The sequence below is a fragment of the Hallella faecis genome (genome assembly GCF_018789675.1).
Classification (GTDB): domain Bacteria; phylum Bacteroidota; class Bacteroidia; order Bacteroidales; family Bacteroidaceae; genus Prevotella; species Prevotella faecis.
This window is the reverse complement of sequence record NZ_JAHKBE010000018.1, coordinates 18,951-36,718: the sequence shown is the minus strand read 5'-3', so window position 1 is coordinate 36,718 and position 17,768 is coordinate 18,951. Positions and strand designations below refer to the sequence as shown.

General features: G+C 54.1%; 14 protein-coding genes and 1 tRNA gene. 6 read left to right on the top strand and 9 right to left on the bottom strand.

Translation table 11 applies throughout. The annotated features are described in order from the left end of the window. Positions 1 to 96: 96 nt before the first annotated feature. Both KM934_RS06080 and KM934_RS06075 read right to left on the bottom strand, forming a co-directional pair. Positions 97 to 1,563 carry an SLC13 family permease gene (locus KM934_RS06080; protein ID WP_215759733.1) on the bottom strand — a complete coding sequence of 489 codons (1,467 nt, stop codon included), beginning with the start codon at positions 1,561 to 1,563 and terminating at the stop codon, positions 97 to 99. A 271-nt stretch (positions 1,564 to 1,834) separates the two neighbouring features. Continuing rightward, complete coding sequence (locus KM934_RS06075; protein ID WP_215759732.1) at positions 1,835 to 2,224, bottom strand: DUF1573 domain-containing protein; 390 nt, start codon at positions 2,222 to 2,224, stop codon at positions 1,835 to 1,837. A 300-nt stretch (positions 2,225 to 2,524) separates the two neighbouring features. On the opposite strand from KM934_RS06075, the gene KM934_RS06070 reads away from it, so the two are divergent. Genes KM934_RS06070 through KM934_RS06055 form a run of 4 tightly spaced genes read left to right on the top strand, consistent with a single transcriptional unit; the run spans position 2,525 to position 6,329 of the window. Beyond that, entirely contained in the window at positions 2,525 to 3,709 is a 1,185-nt protein-coding gene (locus KM934_RS06070) for an FprA family A-type flavoprotein (protein WP_215759731.1), read from the top strand. A gap of 23 nt (positions 3,710 to 3,732) precedes the next feature. Beyond that, positions 3,733 to 4,671, top strand: coding sequence for a lysophospholipid acyltransferase family protein (locus tag KM934_RS06065; RefSeq protein WP_215759730.1), 939 nt, complete (start codon positions 3,733 to 3,735; stop codon positions 4,669 to 4,671). Next, a complete protein-coding gene (locus KM934_RS06060; RefSeq protein WP_215759729.1) occupies positions 4,668 to 5,426 on the top strand; it encodes a lipopolysaccharide kinase InaA family protein in 759 nt (252 codons plus the stop codon). The genes KM934_RS06065 and KM934_RS06060 overlap by 4 nt, the downstream gene beginning before the upstream one ends. Before the next feature lie 12 nt (positions 5,427 to 5,438). Next, on the top strand, positions 5,439 to 6,329 hold the full coding sequence (locus KM934_RS06055; protein WP_215759728.1) for a glycosyltransferase: 891 nt from the start codon (positions 5,439 to 5,441) through the stop codon (positions 6,327 to 6,329). Between the two features lie 97 nt (positions 6,330 to 6,426). Here the strand turns inward: KM934_RS06055 and KM934_RS06050 are convergent, their stop codons facing one another. From KM934_RS06050 to KM934_RS06040, 3 genes are read right to left on the bottom strand one after another with little or no spacing between them, the layout of a single operon-like run. Then, positions 6,427 to 7,020 carry a Maf-like protein gene (locus KM934_RS06050; protein ID WP_215759727.1) on the bottom strand — a complete coding sequence of 198 codons (594 nt, stop codon included), beginning with the start codon at positions 7,018 to 7,020 and terminating at the stop codon, positions 6,427 to 6,429. Between the two features lie 18 nt (positions 7,021 to 7,038). Further along, complete coding sequence (locus KM934_RS06045) at positions 7,039 to 7,557, bottom strand: KdsC family phosphatase (RefSeq protein ID WP_215759726.1); 519 nt, start codon at positions 7,555 to 7,557, stop codon at positions 7,039 to 7,041. Positions 7,558 to 7,579: 22 nt separating this feature from the next. Beyond that, positions 7,580 to 8,116 (bottom strand): nitroreductase family protein, encoded by a 537-nt coding sequence (locus KM934_RS06040; protein ID WP_215759725.1) that lies wholly within the window; start codon positions 8,114 to 8,116, stop codon positions 7,580 to 7,582. Positions 8,117 to 8,250: 134 nt separating this feature from the next. Between KM934_RS06040 and KM934_RS06035 the strand changes: the two genes are divergently transcribed. Beyond that, positions 8,251 to 9,228, top strand: coding sequence for a GNAT family N-acetyltransferase (locus KM934_RS06035; protein WP_215759724.1), 978 nt, complete (start codon positions 8,251 to 8,253; stop codon positions 9,226 to 9,228). 116 nt (positions 9,229 to 9,344) lie between these two features. Here the strand turns inward: KM934_RS06035 and KM934_RS06030 are convergent, their stop codons facing one another. From KM934_RS06030 to KM934_RS06015, 4 genes are all read right to left on the bottom strand, one after another. Beyond that, positions 9,345 to 9,950: an HAD family hydrolase gene (locus KM934_RS06030; protein ID WP_215759723.1), complete on the bottom strand. Its 606-nt coding sequence runs from the start codon at positions 9,948 to 9,950 to the stop codon at positions 9,345 to 9,347. Then, positions 9,943 to 10,776, bottom strand: a complete 834-nt coding sequence (locus KM934_RS06025) for a LicD family protein (protein ID WP_215759722.1) — start codon at positions 10,774 to 10,776, stop codon at positions 9,943 to 9,945. The genes KM934_RS06030 and KM934_RS06025 overlap by 8 nt, the downstream gene beginning before the upstream one ends. A 210-nt stretch (positions 10,777 to 10,986) precedes the next feature. Then, positions 10,987 to 14,778 carry a TIM-barrel domain-containing protein gene (locus tag KM934_RS06020; protein ID WP_215759721.1) on the bottom strand — a complete coding sequence of 1,264 codons (3,792 nt, stop codon included), beginning with the start codon at positions 14,776 to 14,778 and terminating at the stop codon, positions 10,987 to 10,989. Positions 14,779 to 14,899: 121 nt separating this feature from the next. After that, positions 14,900 to 14,977, bottom strand: a tRNA-Val gene (locus KM934_RS06015). Positions 14,978 to 16,131: 1,154 nt separating this feature from the next. On the opposite strand from KM934_RS06015, the gene KM934_RS06010 reads away from it, so the two are divergent. Continuing rightward, positions 16,132 to 17,748, top strand: a complete 1,617-nt coding sequence (locus KM934_RS06010; RefSeq protein ID WP_215759720.1) for a CTP synthase — start codon at positions 16,132 to 16,134, stop codon at positions 17,746 to 17,748. Positions 17,749 to 17,768: the final 20 nt, after the last annotated feature.

The window sequence follows — 17,768 nt, the reverse complement described above, 5'->3', positions numbered from 1 at the left end:
TTCGGTCGATACTTCTTGATGCTTGTTCGTATCGTTGCGCTTGTGGGTGAACGCCTAATCAGAGGCGGCATTCACCCATAAGTTAACTGAATGTCGTTAGAACAGACCCTGCTTGCCCAGCACGATGAGCAGCGAGAAGCCCAGGATGAGGGTAATGATACCCACCGACAGACCCGTCTTCGACATGTCCTTCTGCTCAATGAGACCTGTAGAGTAGGCAATGGCGTTAGGAGGTGTTGAGATGGGCAAGCACATGGCGGCCGAAGCTGCCACAGCAATGCCGATGAGAACCGTTGAGGTTCCACCGATGATGTTGAGCTTGTCGCCCATGCCCTCACAAACCACGGCGAGGATAGGAATCATCAAGGCGGCGGTGGCGGTGTTGCTGATGAAGTTAGAGAGGAAGAATGTTACCAAGCCTGAGATAACCAGGATGACGATCGGGCTCCACTCGCCAAATGGGATGGCGTCCATGGCGGTCTTGGCAAGGCCTGTTCCGTTCATGGCCAAACCGAGGGCGAAACCTCCGGCAACCATCCAAATGACGCCCCAGTCGATGTCCTGAAGGTCTTTGGCGGTGATGACACCCGTGAAGGCGAACACAGCGATGGGAAGCATGGCAACCATGTTGGCGTTGATGCCAATGGGCTTACCAAACACCCAGAGGATAATGGTCACGGCAAATGTAATGGCCACAACCACCGTGCGCCAGTTGTGCTGCATGTCGCCGTTGATTTCCAACTCGATGGTCTTCTGCTTGAATGGGAAGAACCACTTCAGCAACAGCCACGAGATAACAAGGAGCACCAGCACCAGGGGAACCATGAACATCATCCAGTCGCCGAAGCTGATGTCCATGTTCATGCCTGTGGGGTCGTTGAGAACCTTGTAGGCGAAAGCGTTAGGAGGTGTGCCGATAGGCGTTCCCATGCCACCAAGGTTGGCGCCGATAGGAATGGCCATGGTGAGGGCAATGCGGCCCTTGCCGTTGGCGGGAAGCGACTTGAAGACCGGCGTAAGGAACGTCAGCATCATGGCTGCAGTGGCGGTATTGGAGATGAACATGGAGAAAACACCCGTGATGAGCAAGAAACCCAGCAACACATTCTCGCTGCGCTTGCCAAATGGACGAATCAGGGCCTTGGCCATCCATACGTCGAGACCCGACTTGGTGGCCGCAATGGCGAGGATGAAACCGCCAAGGAACAGGATGATTGTGGGGTCGGCAAAGCAAGCCATGATACCCACAGAGTCGAGCAACTGGCCATACTGGCCCTCAGTGCCCTGCATGAACGAGAACGAGGAGTTGCTGACGAAGAACAGCAACACGAAAATGATGGTCACAGACGTGGCCCACGCTGGAATGGCCTCAGTGATCCAAAGCAACACTGCCATGACGAAGATGGCAATGACGCGCTGATGAACAACTGTCAGACCTTCAATTCCAAAACAACTGGAGGGTAGGTTCCACACGATGACAGTGAAGATGGCTGTGATGGCAAACCACAATGCCTTCTTCCAATGAAAGTCTCCTGTTAAGACTTTTTTTACCGTTTCTTGCATGTTATGAATGGTTTTTAGTTATTAGATTATCTCAAGGTGGGGCCTTCTAACGGCCGACTATTGCAAAGTTACACCAAATTTTCAACAAACCAAGGAAAAAACGGAAAAAGAATTTGAGAAAAATCAGAAATTGAAAATATACCCATAATATGAGTAAAATGGGCGCTAAAAATAGCGTTTGGGGGGCTCTCGCCCTACCGTTAGGACAATAAAAAACTGGCGTAGGATGTCCTGCGCCAGTCGATATGCTGTTGGGGGTGTATCCTTTGCTTTATTTCTTTTCAGCCTCTGTCATGGTTCCCTCAATGTAGAGGCGCAACATGGCGGGATCACCATTGGTGCGTACGGTGATGGTTTTCTTGAAATGGCCGGGGAAACGGCCACGACCGTTATAGGTAACGGTGAGGGTTCCCTTCTCGCCGGGCTTCACGGGGGTCTTGGTGTACTGAGGTACCGTGCATCCGCAACTGGCCACAGCCTGATTGATCACCAACGGCTTGTCGCCGGCATTGGTGAAGGTGAAAGTGCACTTTTGCACATTATTGGTCTCCGAGAACGAACCGAAATTGTGGGTTGTCTTGTCAAACTTGATTTGGGCTTGTGCTTGGGCGAAGGTGATGCCGCATACAAGCATCATCAGTGTGAACAGAATCTTTTTCATCTTATACCTTATTTATTGTTGCATACGCAACAGGTTCTTTTTTCTTTTTAATTGGGAGCGGAGAAGGTTGCACCACCCGCCTACAATGATTGTAACGAGACAAAAGTACAAAAAGTTTCTGAAGCCATATCGTTTTTACGCATTTTTAACAGGCTTTTGCCTTACATGCGGCCTTTGGATGGGCCAAATGTGAGCGGAAAAGGGTAACTATCGTCGGATTTGGTGTTATCTTACAAAAAAGCGTGAAATTGTTTTGCAGTCTCGGATAAAATGGCGAATTTTACAGAAAAATAGCAAACTATGATTCAAGAAGTATGCAAAAATATCAAGTTCGTGGGTTGTGACGATCCCGAGCTGCGCCTTTTTGAGGGGCAATATGTCACCCCGGAAGGCATGTGTTACAACTCTTATGTTATCCTTGACGACCAGATAGCCATCATGGATACCATCGATCCTCGTTGCCAGGAGGAGTGGGCCGCCAAGGTGGAGAAAGCTCTCGACGGCCGCCAGCCCGATTATTTGGTGGTCCATCACATGGAACCCGACCATGCGGGAAGCATAGCGCGCCTGCTCAACACCTATCCCAATGTGAAGGTGGTGTGCTCGGCTATGGCCCAGAAGATGCTGAAGCAGTTTAATGAGGACCTCGATCTCACCGACCGTGTGCAGGCCGTGAAGGAGGGCGACACCTTGTCGCTGGGCCATTGTACACTGCAGTTCATCGCTGCCCCGTCGGTTCACTGGCCCGAAGTGATGATGAGCTACGTGCCTGAGGAGCAAGTGCTTTTCTCTGCCGACGGCTTCGGTAAGTTCGGCGTGTACGACGCTGGCGCCGACGACTGGGCTTGCGAGGCTCGTCGCTACTACTTCAATATCTGCGGCAAGTATGGCGTGCAGGTCGCTAAGGCGCTTGGCAAGGTTGCTGCTCTAAGTGGAGTGAAAGCCATTTGCCCACTTCATGGCCCTGTGCTCAAAGACGAGGCCATGCAAGAGGCGCTTCGCCTTTATAACATTTGGGCTCACTATGAGGTGGAAACGCCGGGTGTGTTCATCGCTTACGCCTCTGCCCATGGTGGTACGGCTGCCGCTGCCGAGAAGATGCGCGATCTGTTGTTGGAGCGCGGCTGCCCCAAGGTAGCTATCGCCGACCTCTGCCGCACCGATATGGCCGAGAATGTGGAGGATGCTTTCCGCTACGGAACGCTGCTCTGTTGCGCCGCCAGTTACGACGCCGGCGTGTTCCCCGCCATGCACACATTCCTTTATAAGCTCTCCATTAAGGCTTATCAGAAGCGTCGTATAGCCCTGCTCGAGAACGGATCGTGGGCTCCTTGCGCCGCCCGCGCCATGAAGGGCCTCATCGAGAAGATGAAGGACATCACTCTCATTGAGCCTACCGTCACCATCATGAGCCGCATGCACCGTAGTGATCAGCCCCACATGGAGCAGTTGGCCGACAATATCATGGAGGCCTTTAAAGAGTAAAAATCACCAAGTGGGAACCCAACATGAGTAAGTTTGTCATCTGCCTTTTTCGTCTTGTCTCTCACCTGCCGTTCTGGATGTTCTTCATCCTGAGCGACCTGGAGTACCTGTTGGCCTACCATGTGCTGCGCTACCGTCGCACCATCGTAAGGCGCAACCTCACCAGTTCGTTCCCCGAGAAGTCGCTGAAGGAGATTGTGGCTATCGAAAAGGGGTTCTACCATTGGTTTTGCGATTATTTCTTCGAGACGCTGAAGATGCTCACCATGAGCCAAGAGGAGATGCTTCGCCACATCGAATACCATGGTGTGGAAGCCGTAGAGGACTGTTTCGACCGCGGGCAAGACTGTGCGGCCATCCTCGGCCATTACGGCAACTGGGAGTATCTTTCAGCCACCCCGCTGGCTCTGAAGCGCCATCCCGACGCCCCGGTGGGTCTCATTTATCACCCTCTCTACAACAAGACATTTGACCAGCTCTTCATTGATATTAGGCAAAGCAAGAAGGGCGTGTGCATCCCCAAGCAGCAGATACTACGATTCCTTGTCACTTATCGCCGCGAAAAGCGTAACTCTCTGTTTGGTTACATTGCCGACCAAGGTCCGAAGTGGGAGAACATCCACCTTTGGCTTCCGTTCCTTGGTCATGAAACACCTGTTTTCACGGGCGCTGAGCGCATCATGCGCAAGATGCACAATGCCGTTTTCTACATCGACATGGAGCGATTGGCGCGCGGTCGCTACCGTTGCACCTTCAAACCCATCAGCGACGACGCAGCCAATGAGGAGCCCTTTGCCATCACCCGACGCTTTTTCGCCTTGCTTGAGCTGTCCATCCGCCGTGACCCGCAGTGCTATCTGTGGACCCACAACCGATGGAAGCGTACGCGTGAGGAGTTTGAACGTCGCTTCGAAATCAAGGACGGAAAGGTCGTTCCAAGAAAAACCACAACCCCTGCATGAGCACAACCATCATCATCAACCCCAAGTACGCGTCGATTAGCGAGTTCCTGCATAGCATACCCAGTGTGTTTGAGCATGAAGGCCGCGAGATTTACAACGACCGAAACATCATCAAGGTGATTGAGGCTCCCGACGGAACGGAGCTGAACGTCAAACGTTACTGTGTGCCAAAAGGCCCCAATCGCTTTGTCTACTCATCGGGAATCCGCAAGCCAAAAGGCCTGCGCGCCTTCCGGTACCCTCTTCGCATGCGCGCCTTGGGCATTGAGACGCCAGAGCCCATCGCCTATATCGAGGAGCGATCCTTTGGCATCCTTGGCCTGAGTTACTTCATCAGCCAGCAGTGTGGCTATGAGCACACGCTGAAGGATGTGGGCGACGCAGAGCCGGGAACTTACGAGGAATTGGCCGAATCGCTCGGAAGGTTCACGGCAGAGATGCACGACAAGCGCGTCCTACACCGCGATTTCTCGCCCGGCAACGTGCTCTACCACATGGACGAGGATGGCGATTACCACTTTTCATTGGTCGACATCAACCGCATGCACTTCGGTCCCGTCGGTGAGAAGCAGGGCTGCCTCAATTTCATACGCCTGTGGGGGCCAAAACATTTCATAGAGTTGTTAGTCAGGTCGTATGCCGACGCACGCGGCTTCGATTCCGCCAAATGTGTGGCTTTCACATTGGCGGCAAGGCGACACTTTTGGTTGAGCTACCGCAAGAAGCACCGAGTTTTATTCAAATTGGAATTATAGTACACAAATATCATGGAGAACCAACAACCCAAGTTCAAGCATTTCATCATAACTCTCTTCAATCTGAAGATATGGAAGGAGGACAAGACGCACCGCGCCACACAGACCGCCGACTGGCTTGCGCAGCGTTTCGACCTGTTTGAACGGTTCTGTCTGCCCTCTGTGGCTCATCAAACGAACAAGAATTTCACATGGCTCTGCCTCTTTGATAAGGACACTCCCACCGACATGCGCCAGCGCATTGAGCGTTGCCAAGCGCAGGTGCCGCAACTGAAAGCCTGCTTTTTCACGGCCGATGAGGCTGTTGAGTTCCTCTCCCATGAGGAAGCGGTCAACTGTCGCTTTATCCGTCGCACCGTAAGAACCCTGCTCAGCGAGGACGACGCGTTCGTTATTACGAGCAACCTCGACAACGACGATGCCCTGAGCAACGACTATGTGGAATGTGTGCAGCGGCAGTTTGTGGCCGACCAGCGCCACATGCTTTATAGCTTTGTGTGCGGAATGCAGTATTTCGTGCGCCTCAACGCCATCGTTCGCATGCACTATCCTCATAACCATTTCCTCACTTTGGTGGAGGATGCGCGCGGCGACTTCCATACGGTGCAGTATTATGGTCATGCCGGTGCGCGCAAAGTGCTGCCCAACACCGACATTGCCGAGAAGCCTTATTGGCTCGAGAACGTCCACGGACATAACGTTAGCAATGAACTGCGCATTACAAGCCGAGTGAGATATGCGCCTTGCCTCGCTCCCGTCGACCTCCGCCAGTTTGGTATCGACAAGCAGTTCTCTTGGGCTCTCAACCTCAAGAACTTCTTGGTAACGTTGCCCGCTTACTTTGTGAAGATTGCTATTTGGCGACTGAAAAGGAAAATCAATAAGAAGAAAAAGCAGGGATAATCGCTTTTGAACAGTTGATTCATCCTGTGGATCGAATGCAACAAGCATATAAATGATGGCCACCGCTATTCCATAATGATAGCGATGGCCATTGTTGTTAGTCGCACATCAGCTGCAATTCCTGCCAAATGCGCTGCACGGGAAGGCCCATGACGTTGAAGTAACTGCCGTTGATGCCCGTCACTCCGATATAGCCTATCCATTCTTGGATGCCATAGGCTCCCGCCTTGTCGAACGGACGGTAGTTGGAGATGTAATAATCGATTTCGTCGTCGGTCAGTTTTCGGAACGTCACCTCGGTGGTGACGCCAAACTGTCGTTGGTCATTGTGGGTGGTGAGGCACACGCCTGTGATGACACGATGCGTCTTGCCGCTTATTGCGTGCAGCATGTGGCGCGCCTCGTTGGTATCGTGGGGCTTTCCCAATACCACGCTGCCTTGGTTCGCGTCGTCGACCACCACCACGGTGTCGGCGGTGATGACGAGCTCGTTGGGCTTCACCTCGTAAGCCGATGCTTTCTCGCGGGCAATGAACTGAGGAATCTCTTCCACGGGCAGATCGTTGGGGTACGCCTCGCTGATGCCCTTGATGACGTGCACCTCAAAGTCGAGTCCGAGTCCGGCCAATAGCTCGCGGCGTCGTGGCGAGTTGCTGGCCAGGATGATTTTATAGGGAATGGGTTTAAGCATGTCTTTTCTGTTGTGTTGTTACCAGCCAAAGGCGTGAGCGTTGCTCAGCCATTTTCCTTGTGCCCTGAGCACCTGCTCAATGACGTCGCGGGCACATCCGTAGCCGCCTTTTGCGTCGCTTACATAAACCGAAACGGCTTTCACCTCAGGACAAGCGTCGGCCGGGCAACACGGACAACCCACACGTTGCATCACCTGCAAGTCGGGAATGTCGTCGCCCATGTAGATGATTTCGTCATCGCAGAGTCCATAGAGCGCTATAAACTGCTCGTAGGTTTGAATCTTCACGGCACATTTCTGATAGATGTCTGTCACGCCGAGGTAGTTGTAACGCTTGCCAATGGCTTCGGCGTTGCCGCCTGTCATGATGGCGCAGCGCAGTCCTTCCTTCTGCGCCAGTTGTATGGCGTATCCGTCTTTGATGTTGATGGTTCGCATGGGCATTCCCTCATCGTCCATGCCGATGGTGGATGCCGACAACACGCCGTCGACATCGAAGATGATGGCGCGTATTTTCTTTAAGTCGTAATTGATCATATTAGGTAGCGGTAAGGATGGTTTACAGAGTCAAGTCGGATTTGTTGATAACGTTTTCCCATTTCAGGCGCGCCTCGTCTTGCGGCTTTCGCTCGTCGGCAGCGTGGCCCACGGCGATGACGGCGAGCACCTCCTGTTCCTCGGGCAGGCCCATGATGCTGTGTATGGCCTTGTTGGCCGGTGTGCCATCTTTCTGTTTTCGGTCGCGCATCTGCACCCAACAGGTACCCAATCCGAGATCTTCGGCCTGCAGTTGCATCATGATGGCCGCAATGGCTCCATCCTCAATCCAGCAGTCGTTGGTGCTGGGGTCTCCCATTACCACGATGGCCAATGGTGCGCCCTTGAGAAACTGGCCGCCTGCATCCTTGGCTTCTGCCAAGCGAGCGAGGGTCTGGGGATCATCGGTCACGGCGAACCGCCATGCGCGTTGGCTCTTGCTGGTGGGCGACATGAGTGCTGAGCGGAGTATGAGACGCAACTCCTCGGCTGTCACCCTCTCATCGGTGAACTTGCGATGGCTACGTCGTGTTTGTACCAAAGTCTTGAAATCTTTCATAGAAGCTTGTTTTGTCGTTTCCTCGCAAAGTTACAAAAAATCGTTTGAGAAAAGCCTCTTGGATGTTATAAAGTTATTAAAAAACGTAGGGTAAACGCTTTCTTGTCATTTCTTTTTTTACTAATTTTGCCAACGTGAATCCTATACGTGTGACCATTTATTCGCGTGGCGGAACATTGCCCCACCTTTGTGGCAGCAATTTCTTCCATAGCGCCGAGCTTTTCCACATCATTGAGAAGTCGCCCGGCCAGCGTCCTTTTATGGCTGTGGCTACCGATGCGAGCGGCCGCGAGCTTGGTCACATGTTGGCTTTTGTGTATTCGCATGGCATGTGGCTTCCCCCGTTTCGTTATTGGCAGGGGCGCGTGTATGGCGAAGGCGACTATGTGGATGATGCGCGTCGTGAGGAAGTGTTTGGTGAGTTGCTGAAGGCCGTGACGCGAAAGTTGCGCCGCCGCCTGTGCTTCAGCATCGAGTTTAGCGACCTTTCGAAGAAGATGTTCGGTTATCGGCTGTTTCGCGAGAATGGCTATTTCCCCATCGGATGGATGGAAGTGTATAATTCGCTTCATTCCATGGCGCCGCGCGACCGCCTGACTTCCAAGATGTTGCATCGCATAGATCGAGTGGCCAAGTTGGGGGTGGAGACCCGTGAAGTGGAGACCGATGCCGACTTGCACCAGTTCTACAAACTGCTCAATGGCTTTTATCGGTTCAAGATGCGCCGCGTTATTCCCTCCGAGTTGCAGATTAGCCATTTCGACAAGAGCGACAAGGCGCGCGTTTTCATCACCACCTATAAGGGACGCGTCATTGGTGGCAGTCTCTGCCTTTTTTCCGAGGGCAACGCTTACCTGTGGTATTTGGCCTCACGCCGCAAGAGTTACCCCCATCTCCATCCGAACATGATGACCATTTGGCATGCCATCAACTGGGCGTGGGAACACAATTACGCCCATATATTCTTCTTGGATGTGGGGCTTCCCGTTCCACATAGTCCGTTCCGCGACTTCATTCTCTCCTTCGGCGGCAAGCCGGTAAGCACCTATCGCTGGTTCAACCTCATGCCCAGTTGGCTCAATGCCATTGCTTCCAGGATTTACCGGGAGTGAAGTGGCTTAGTCTCCAGACATTATACCTGGTGCGACCGATTGGAGCTAAAAACGCGACTAGGCGTCACGTATGTTGTCGTGACGCCTTGTCGTATAAGTGTTCTTTTACTGTCGGTTTATAGGATGCCCTCGTTTTTCAGCGTCTCCCGCAATTGGTCGGTGTTGGTAAACACCACACCGTGGAGGCCCGCCCGCTCGGCCCCGGCAATGTTCTCAGGCTTGTCGTCGATAAACAAGCACTCGTTGGGCTTCACGCCGAAGCGTTGGCAGAACGCGTTGAAAATGGCCACGTCGGGCTTGAGCAAATGCACCTCGTGCGAGATGAGGCTTCCCTCCAGTTGGGCGAAAGGCTTGGGGTATTTCCGTATGACGTCGAACACCTTTGTCGACCAGTTGGACAGTCCCAGTACGCGGTATCCCTTGGCTTTCAGCTGCTCCATCAATGGTGTGATGCCCGGCACCTCCCCCGTGAAGATGTCGGCGTAATGCTTGTCCAAGGCGTCGATGGCGTTGACATAATCGGGCCACTGGCGTTTCCAGTCGGCTATATATTCGCCAAACGGCTTGTCTTCCTTGTCGATGAGGTTGTTGTTTTCCTCGTTCAGGATATGCTGCATAAACCACTCGGCCTGCTCTTCGCTTCCCAGTTGTTTAGCGAAGAAAGCCTTGAAGTCGTACTGCACAAGCACGCCGCCGAAGTCAAAAACGATATTCTTAATCATGGTGTTGTATTAGGGACGCTGGGGCATCCTTGTAAGAGTGTTCCAGGTCGAGGTAATAAAAATTGTGCTGAAACTCGGTTCCCTGCTTGGGTGGCGTCATGTAGTCGCCATACATCTTGGTGAGCAACCAGTGGCTGTCGGCAGCGCCACGAAGCGTCAGGCTCTCGAAGGTGTAGGGCTTGCCATCGCCATACACCTCGCGCGGCACGATGCTGCGGAAGTCGTCGTCGAAGCAGAGCACATAGCGCGATCGGTCGTAGTCGTACTTGTGGAGCAGACGACTGATGCTCTTTTGCAGGCCCTCTACGGTGAACAGCTTGCGACAGAGCAGCGGCAGCCACGAACTGGGGCCATGCCCATGGCGGTAAGGGTCGCGGTAGGTGAAGTACAACAGCTTGCAGAGGTGCTTGTAATGGCGCACGTGTAGCCACTGGCACAGGCGGTTGTTGGGCATGCCGTCGAGTGGGAACACATCCACATATACGCCTCCGAGATAGCGCAAGTGGGCGTGCTCGATGATGGTGGTGCGAGCGTCTTGCATCTTGGCGAAGGGTTGCGGGTAATGCTTGTCGTTCTCGGCGCATATCAGTTCGTAGCCTTCGGGCAACCATTCCTTGCTGTGTGCGATGAGTTGGTCGTAGTCGCTGTGGGGCATGCACACGTCAGCGTCGTCGTCCCAAGGAATGAATCCCTTGTGACGCACGGCCCCAAGCTGTGTTCCCGCCACAATGAAATAGCGGAGGTTATACTTTTTGCATGTCTCGTCGATGGCCTTCAGGATGCCCAGCATCACGTTGTGAAGGTCGTGGAGATTGTATTCTGCCATAAATCGTTGGTAAGTGTGGTTGTTGCAAAGATACTCATTTTCCACCACAAACCCCTCGTCTTTCTCCACAATTATACGATAATTCCCCGCAAAATCAAGCGACACGCCTTCATTGTTGGCAAAGCTTCCCGTTGCAAGAACATAAAAATCCCCCTTGCCTTCCGACAAGGGGGATGATTATAGATGCGTTAACCTTTTCGCGTTAGCGGCTTACTTCAGTTCCGTTTCAAGCAGGTTGTTGCTTACGAGCATGCCCTTGGCGCTGGCCTTGGGTGCGCGGAAAGCGCGAAGCGCCTTGAAGTGGATAACGAAGAGCGTGGCCGAACCCTCAATGGTGGGCTGCTGGCCGATGTTCACGAAGGTGGGATAGAGCACCTGTGAGCCATCGGTGTGGTGACGGTCGTAGGTCATGTTGCGCATGTCCTTCACGGCCACCGGATCGGTCTTCGTGTACTGCATGGTCTTGAGGTCGTACGGCATGACGAGGCTCAGGGCGTTCACGGCTTGCAAGCCTGTGCCCTTCACCGTCACGGTCACCTCGTCGCCAGCTTGGTAAGCGGCCTTGTTGTAGGTGTAAGTGATGGTTCCAGCCGGCTGGCGCATGTCCTTCTCGGTTACGCCACCCTCGAGCAGTGTGGCCACGTTCGAGATGTCGTATGCGTCGATAAGGCCGTTGCCGTTGATGTCACCGTTCGAGATGTAGCCGTCGAAGTCGGAGTCGCCCTTCTTCAAACCGGTGTAGTTCATGTAAGAAGTCAGGTCGTTCTCGTCGATCTTGCCGTCCTGGTTGACGTCTCCGGGGATGAGCACCTTGGTTCCGGGCTGACGGAACACGTAGAGCTCTGCTCCCGATCCGAAGTCGCCCAAAGCCTTCTTCACATCCATGCGGATGTAGCGGGCCTGCTGGTGGTCGGTGAACGTCACGTTCTTCTTGGCCGGTGTGCGCTCCCACTTCTGTGTGCCCACAGCCTGCCAGGTCTTTCCGTCCTTCGAGGTGAATATGTCAGCCTCCAGGATGGTGCCGTTTCCGGCGTCAGCGCGAGGCACATATTGCATCTTGTCGAGTGTGATGGTGGCGTGCAGGTCCATAGTGACGGTGAACGGAACCGCCTTCTCGCTATAGTGGGTATGCCAGATGTCGCCGCTCTCCTGGAAGTCGAAGAGACGATGGATGCCGAATCCAGGCATGTCCTTGGCCGTGTTGGTGGCTGTGATGCCGTGTACGGCAAACTCCAGCGGGTTCTTGTCGGTCTTGGCGTTGATGGTGGTCCACTCGCTGTGACCATCGGCGTTGACGGCGCGCAGTTCAAAGGTGTAGTCGGTTCCAGGCTGCAAATCCTCGAAGAGCAAGCTGTTGTTGCGGATGGTAGAGTAGATCATCGAGTTGAATCGAATCTCGTAATAGTCGGCGTTGTCCACGGCCTTCCAGGTCGGTGTGAGCGTGTAGGGAGCCACCTTGGTGTCGGTGGCCACCGGAGCGCTGAGTGTTCCGTGTTTGGTGAGCATGCGTGTTGCTGGCTTGTCGTAGACGAAGCCCTTGACCTCGATGGTCGTTTCGTCGGTCATGATGTCGCCCTTGGCGAGGTTGACCTCGATCACCGGGTTCTTCGTTACCTCCACCTTGGCCATGTCGGTGCCCTGTGTAGAGAACTGGTTGAGCTGCGGGCGCTCCACGTAACGCCATGTGTTGGCGCCCTCACCCTCGGTGAGCGTCACCTTCTTCTTTCCTATGATGGCGCGAACGCTCTTAGGACGTGCGGTGGTGTTGATGCGGACGAGGGTCGATTTCTCCTTCACCATGCCATCGTAGTTGCCCTCCGTGGGGCAGATGGTGATGGCGAGGTTGCCCTTGGCGTCGAGCTCCGATGTCACCTTTGTGGTGGCGTGCTCACCGCGCAGGTAAGCCTCGGTGTTTCCATCGTCGTCGTAGAGCGTAAACTCAGAGTGGCCTGCGGGCCAGATGTCGAAGATACGCTCGGCTGTGTTCACCTCATAGATGTTGTTGTTGGGGCGGTTCATCGGCACGATGGCTCCAGCCTTTACGAAGAGCGGAAGCTTCCAGATGGGAGCGTCGAAGTTGTTGAGGATGCGGCCACCCTCGTAAACGTCGCCCGTGAAATAGTCGATCCACTGACCCTCAGGCAGGTATATGCCGTTGCGGATGTCGTTGCCCTGTGCGTCGGCCTGTGTGGGCTGGTAGATGGGGGCCACGAGCATCGACGGACCGTACATGTACTGGTACTTGGTAGCGGCCGAATGGGTGAAGTCGCTCGGATAGTCGAGGAACATGGCGCGGATGAGCGGTTGGCCAGCAACGGCCTCGTAGGCGCACGAGTAGGTGTAAGGCAGCATGGCGGCCTTCAGCTTCAGGTAGTTGCGGTTGATGCTTGTGGCGGGCTCGCCCAGCGCCTGCGGGTATTTGGGGTTGGCTCCCCAACCATCCATGTTGAGCTGCATGGGGGTGAACGCCTTCCACTGGAAGTCGCGGATGTTGACCTCCATGTTCTTTCCACCGAAGATACCGTCCATGTCGGAGGTGATGTTGCTCATGCCCGAGAGTCCGGCGCCGATGTATGTAGGCACGTGGAAACGGATGTATTCCCATTCGCCGCCCTTCTGGTCGCCAGTCCACACACCTGCGTAACGCTGTGTGCCGGCCCATCCGTCGAGCGTGATAATGAACGGACGCGCGTCGGATCCATAGTAAGGCATGATCTGGCCCACATCGGCGATGCCGTTGAGGCCGAAGCTATAGCCGGCTCCCACCCAAGCCACGTCGGTCTTGAGCACACGCACACCTGCGTCGCGCACCTCTTTCACGATGTCGCGCTGCAGAAGGGCAGGGATGGAGTCGATGGGGTGGAGGTTCGATTGGGTCCAGAGACCAATCTCCACACCCTTCTTGCGGGCGTAGTCGCCAAAGCTCTTCAGGTTGGCGATGTTGCCGTCGAGCGTGCTGGTCTGTCCGTAGCCTGCGCCGTAACCATCGTTGGGCAGCACCCATCCGAGTGGCATGTCGGCGTTGAGATAGCGGTCGATGACGGCGCGAGCAGAGAACTGGTAGTTGTCCTTCTCTCCGTTGAGGCTCTCCTTGATGCCTCCGTTGTCTTTCTGGCTCTCGGTGTAGCGCTTGCCGTCCTCGAAGAGGATGCCGCGGTTGGTGTCGTCGGTTTCCTTCCAGTAGTCGCGGTTGTAAGCGTTGAGGTGACCCTCGTAGAAGGCGAACTTAGGCAGCAGCACAGGGTTGCCGGTGAGCTGGTAGTAGTCGTCGAGCAGTTGTACGGGACGCTCGTCTACCATGACAAACACGTCCATGTAAGGTGTGTCGTGGCTGATCGTCACCTCGCCCTTGCGCGTCTTGCCGAAGTCGTAGGCGCCCTGCTTGAAGGTGTGGCACATGACGGCGTAGCCGCCTGTCGACCAATAGAACGGGGCGGGCGAGCAAACGCCGCCGTCGGTCCATGAGTTGGTGTTCACAATGTCGATCTTCTCACCACGGTGAGAGAAGCGCCCGTTCTGCACGCCACCACCGTAGAACCACTCGTTGGGCTGCTGGCTGAGGGTGAGGGTCGTTTTGCCGCGCTCGAAGAGGGTGGGCTCGGTCTGGCTGACCACGGTGTGCTGGCGACGGAGGTCGGTCACGCTGACGAGCGCGCCCTTCTTGGCGAAGTCAACGCGCACGTTGGCCGTGCTGACGCTCACCTTCTGGTCGTCGCTGCTAACGGTCAGTTTGCCCACGTCGCGACGCGGGTTGTTGGTGAGGATTTTAGCCTCGGGCGATGCCTCGGGGTCGCGAACGATACCGCCACTGTTGTCCTGAAAAAGGCGGAAGATGCTTGGGCCGTAGAAATCAACGGTCAGCGTGTGGCCGTCAGACAGCATCACCTCAGCGGTGGTGTTGTTGATACGGCGGATGCCCGTTACGTCGTTAGCTGTGGCGGCCAGCGCGGGAGCGGCGGCTACCAAGGTGCCGAGCAACAGACGATTAAAATAGTTGTTCATGGTTATGAAGTTAGATGTACGTACTCAGTAATATGCATTTAGGCTTGCTTTGGCCCATGGCCATCGTTGGGGCGTAAAGAAAAAGGTGTGTCAAAGTTATCTCTGACACACCTTCTTTTGTTGGTAGGGACGCCCGGGCTCGAACCGGGGACCTCTGCAATGTGACTGCAGCGCTCTAAACCAACTGGGCTACGCCCCTGTTTACGGTGTGCAAAATTACGAAAGATTTTCGGTTCCTCCAAATTTTTCGCCAAGAATTTTCTGATAAAATGCATTTTTTGTTGATTTTGGGGCTTTTGGGTGGTTTGTTGCCGGGCGAACGGCATCCGTTAGTCCCCGCGGATGCCGCCATTCGGACGCGTTGGAGTGGGGCGACGAGCGGAACGAATGGTTGGATCGATAGGGCAAACGTGGTTTTGTGCAAGGACGCTTTGTAGGCGCCTTATTATATAAGGTGTGGAAAGCGTATGGGTGCGAAAGCGCCATTCTTCCAAGAGAGATTATTGGATGAAACTACTTGGTTGGTTGCTAATATTATTTACATCTTATAGGATGTTTATACTGCTTTTCGTAGACTGCAGTGTGTGAAGAATATGCTATTTGTCACGTATTTTGGCTAAAAAGTTTGTCTGTGATTTCGGATGAAATAGAGAAAAAGAAAGCCGTTTTTGCGCGGTTGTGACCTCTCGAGCGGCCGGTCAGACTACCGTTGGGCATCTATCGAGTTGCCGTTTGGCATGTTCCGCGGTGCGAAAGCTAAGGTTTCGAGCCCCGATTGGGCGTCTTTCGTTATGCGAAAAGGCATGTTTTGCAATGTAAAATGCGGGTTAAAGAAGGTTGCGCTTTGGTTTTAGATTATAAGATGCTGATTATAAGTCGAATACGTAAATGCGCTGAGAATCGCGTATTTGAGCCCAACTTTTCTCCCGTTCAAAAGAAGTGTGTAGATTGATGTATAGATTGTTGTCGATTTTCTGCGTGTCGCCAAGCTGCGGTTGCTTCCTGGAGGCCTCTCGTGCCGCTGTGGTTTTTCGCTTCTTCCTGCCTGATGGTTTCATGCAGTCCACGCCTAATCCGACCCAAAAGAATGGTTGAGTCGTTCGCTTTATGCAGTCAGGACAGTTCGGGTGTTCGGTTGTTGGTGAATAATGTTTACACACCCAACATCCCGTGAGGTCGTCCGCTTGGCCGTGCCAAGAAGTTCTTGCGCCGCGGTGTCGGGCTTGGGGCGGCGACCTTTCCACGTTCTTCTTTAAATATATTAGAAAGTTTCAATTTGATTTGTTGTCGCTTTCGCAAAAATATGCTATCTTTGCAACAAATTTTGAATTACCCATTTTAACATTTACTATTGTGGCAGAAACAAAGTATATCTTCGTCACGGGCGGTGTAGTGTCTTCGTTAGGTAAAGGCATCATCTCCTCGTCTATTGGCAAGCTTCTGCAGGCCAGAGGCTACAACGTCACCATTCAGAAATTTGATCCTTACATCAATATCGACCCGGGCACGCTCAACCCCTACGAGCACGGTGAGTGTTATGTAACTGTTGATGGCATGGAGACCGACCTCGACCTCGGACACTACGAGCGTTTCACAGGCATTCAGACCACCAAGGCCAACTCGTTGACCACGGGTCGTATCTATAAGGCCGTGATCGACAAGGAGCGCCGTGGCGATTATCTGGGCAAGACCATCCAGGTGGTGCCCCATATCACCGACGAGATCAAGCGTAACGTGAAGTACCTCGGTAAGAAGGAGCACTACGATTTCGTGATTACCGAGATCGGTGGAACCATTGGCGACATTGAGAGCGCTCCTTACATGGAGGCCATCCGCCAGTTGAAGTGGGAACTGGGACGCAACGCCGTCAACATTCACCTCACCTACGTGCCTTACCTCCACGCCGCTGGCGAGCTTAAGACCAAGCCCACGCAGCACAGTGTGAAGGAGTTGCAAAGCGTTGGTATTCAGCCCGATGTGCTCGTGCTGCGTACCGAGAAGCATCTCTCTGATCAGGTTCGCAAGAAGGTGGCTGCCTTCTGTAATGTCGACTTCGACTGCGTTATCCAGAGTGAGGACCTGCCCAGCATCTATGAGGTGCCTGTCAACATGCAGAACCAGGGTCTCGACACCGCCATCCTTCGCAAGGTGGGCATCGAGCCGGGCGAGAAGCCGGGCCTCGGTCCGTGGCGTGCGTTCCTCGAGCGCCGCAACAAGGCCACCAAGGAGGTGACCATCGGCCTCGTGGGCAAGTACGACCTGCAAGACGCTTACAAGAGTATCCGCGAAAGCCTCAGTCAGGCTGGCGTGTACAACGATCATAAGACCGTTCTGAAGTTCATCAACTCAGAGTATATCACCGAGGACAACGTGGCTGAGAAGCTCGCAGGTGTCGATGGTATCGTGGTTTGCCCGGGCTTCGGCCAGCGTGGTATCGAGGGCAAGATTGTGGCAGCCCATTACACCCGCACACACGACATCCCCACTTTCGGTATTTGCCTTGGCATGCAGATGATGGTGGTCGAGTTCGGACGCAACGTGCTCGGCTATGCCGACGCCAACAGTCGTGAGATGGACGAGAAGACTCCCCACAACGTCATCGACATCATGGAGGAGCAGAAGAACATCACCAACATGGGAGGCACCATGCGCCTCGGCGCCTACGAGTGTGTGCTCAGACAGGGCTCACGCGTGTTCGACATCTACAAGCAGGAGCATATCCAGGAGCGCCACCGCCACCGTTACGAGTTCAACAATGTCTTCGAGAAGGAGTATGAGCGCAACGGTATGCAGTGTGTGGGACGCAATCCCGAGAGCGACCTCGTGGAGATCGTGGAGATACCGTCGCTCAAGTGGTATATCGGAACACAGTTCCATCCTGAGTACCAGTCGACGGTGCTCAAGCCCCATCCCCTCTTCGTCGATTTCGTCAAGACGGCCATCGCCAACCAAAAGCATGTTGAGAAATAAACCTTTGGTCGTCATTATAT

What these genes read in the sequence shown, in the direction of transcription:
- KM934_RS06080 (WP_215759733.1), bottom strand. Translation starts at nt 1,563, where the DNA reads ATGCAAGAAACGGTAAAAAAAGTCTTAACAGGAGACTTTCATTGGAAG.
- KM934_RS06050 (WP_215759727.1), bottom strand. Translation starts at nt 7,020, where the DNA reads ATGCTTAAACCCATTCCCTATAAAATCATCCTGGCCAGCAACTCGCCA.
- KM934_RS06060 (WP_215759729.1), top strand. Translation starts at nt 4,668, where the DNA reads ATGAGCACAACCATCATCATCAACCCCAAGTACGCGTCGATTAGCGAG.
- KM934_RS06045 (WP_215759726.1), bottom strand. Translation starts at nt 7,557, where the DNA reads ATGATCAATTACGACTTAAAGAAAATACGCGCCATCATCTTCGATGTC.
- KM934_RS06065 (WP_215759730.1), top strand. Translation starts at nt 3,733, where the DNA reads ATGAGTAAGTTTGTCATCTGCCTTTTTCGTCTTGTCTCTCACCTGCCG.
- KM934_RS06020 (WP_215759721.1), bottom strand. Translation starts at nt 14,778, where the DNA reads ATGAACAACTATTTTAATCGTCTGTTGCTCGGCACCTTGGTAGCCGCC.
- KM934_RS06025 (WP_215759722.1), bottom strand. Translation starts at nt 10,776, where the DNA reads ATGGCAGAATACAATCTCCACGACCTTCACAACGTGATGCTGGGCATC.
- KM934_RS06030 (WP_215759723.1), bottom strand. Translation starts at nt 9,950, where the DNA reads ATGATTAAGAATATCGTTTTTGACTTCGGCGGCGTGCTTGTGCAGTAC.
- KM934_RS06055 (WP_215759728.1), top strand. Translation starts at nt 5,439, where the DNA reads ATGGAGAACCAACAACCCAAGTTCAAGCATTTCATCATAACTCTCTTC.
- KM934_RS06070 (WP_215759731.1), top strand. Translation starts at nt 2,525, where the DNA reads ATGATTCAAGAAGTATGCAAAAATATCAAGTTCGTGGGTTGTGACGAT.
- KM934_RS06075 (WP_215759732.1), bottom strand. Translation starts at nt 2,224, where the DNA reads ATGAAAAAGATTCTGTTCACACTGATGATGCTTGTATGCGGCATCACC.
- KM934_RS06040 (WP_215759725.1), bottom strand. Translation starts at nt 8,116, where the DNA reads ATGAAAGATTTCAAGACTTTGGTACAAACACGACGTAGCCATCGCAAG.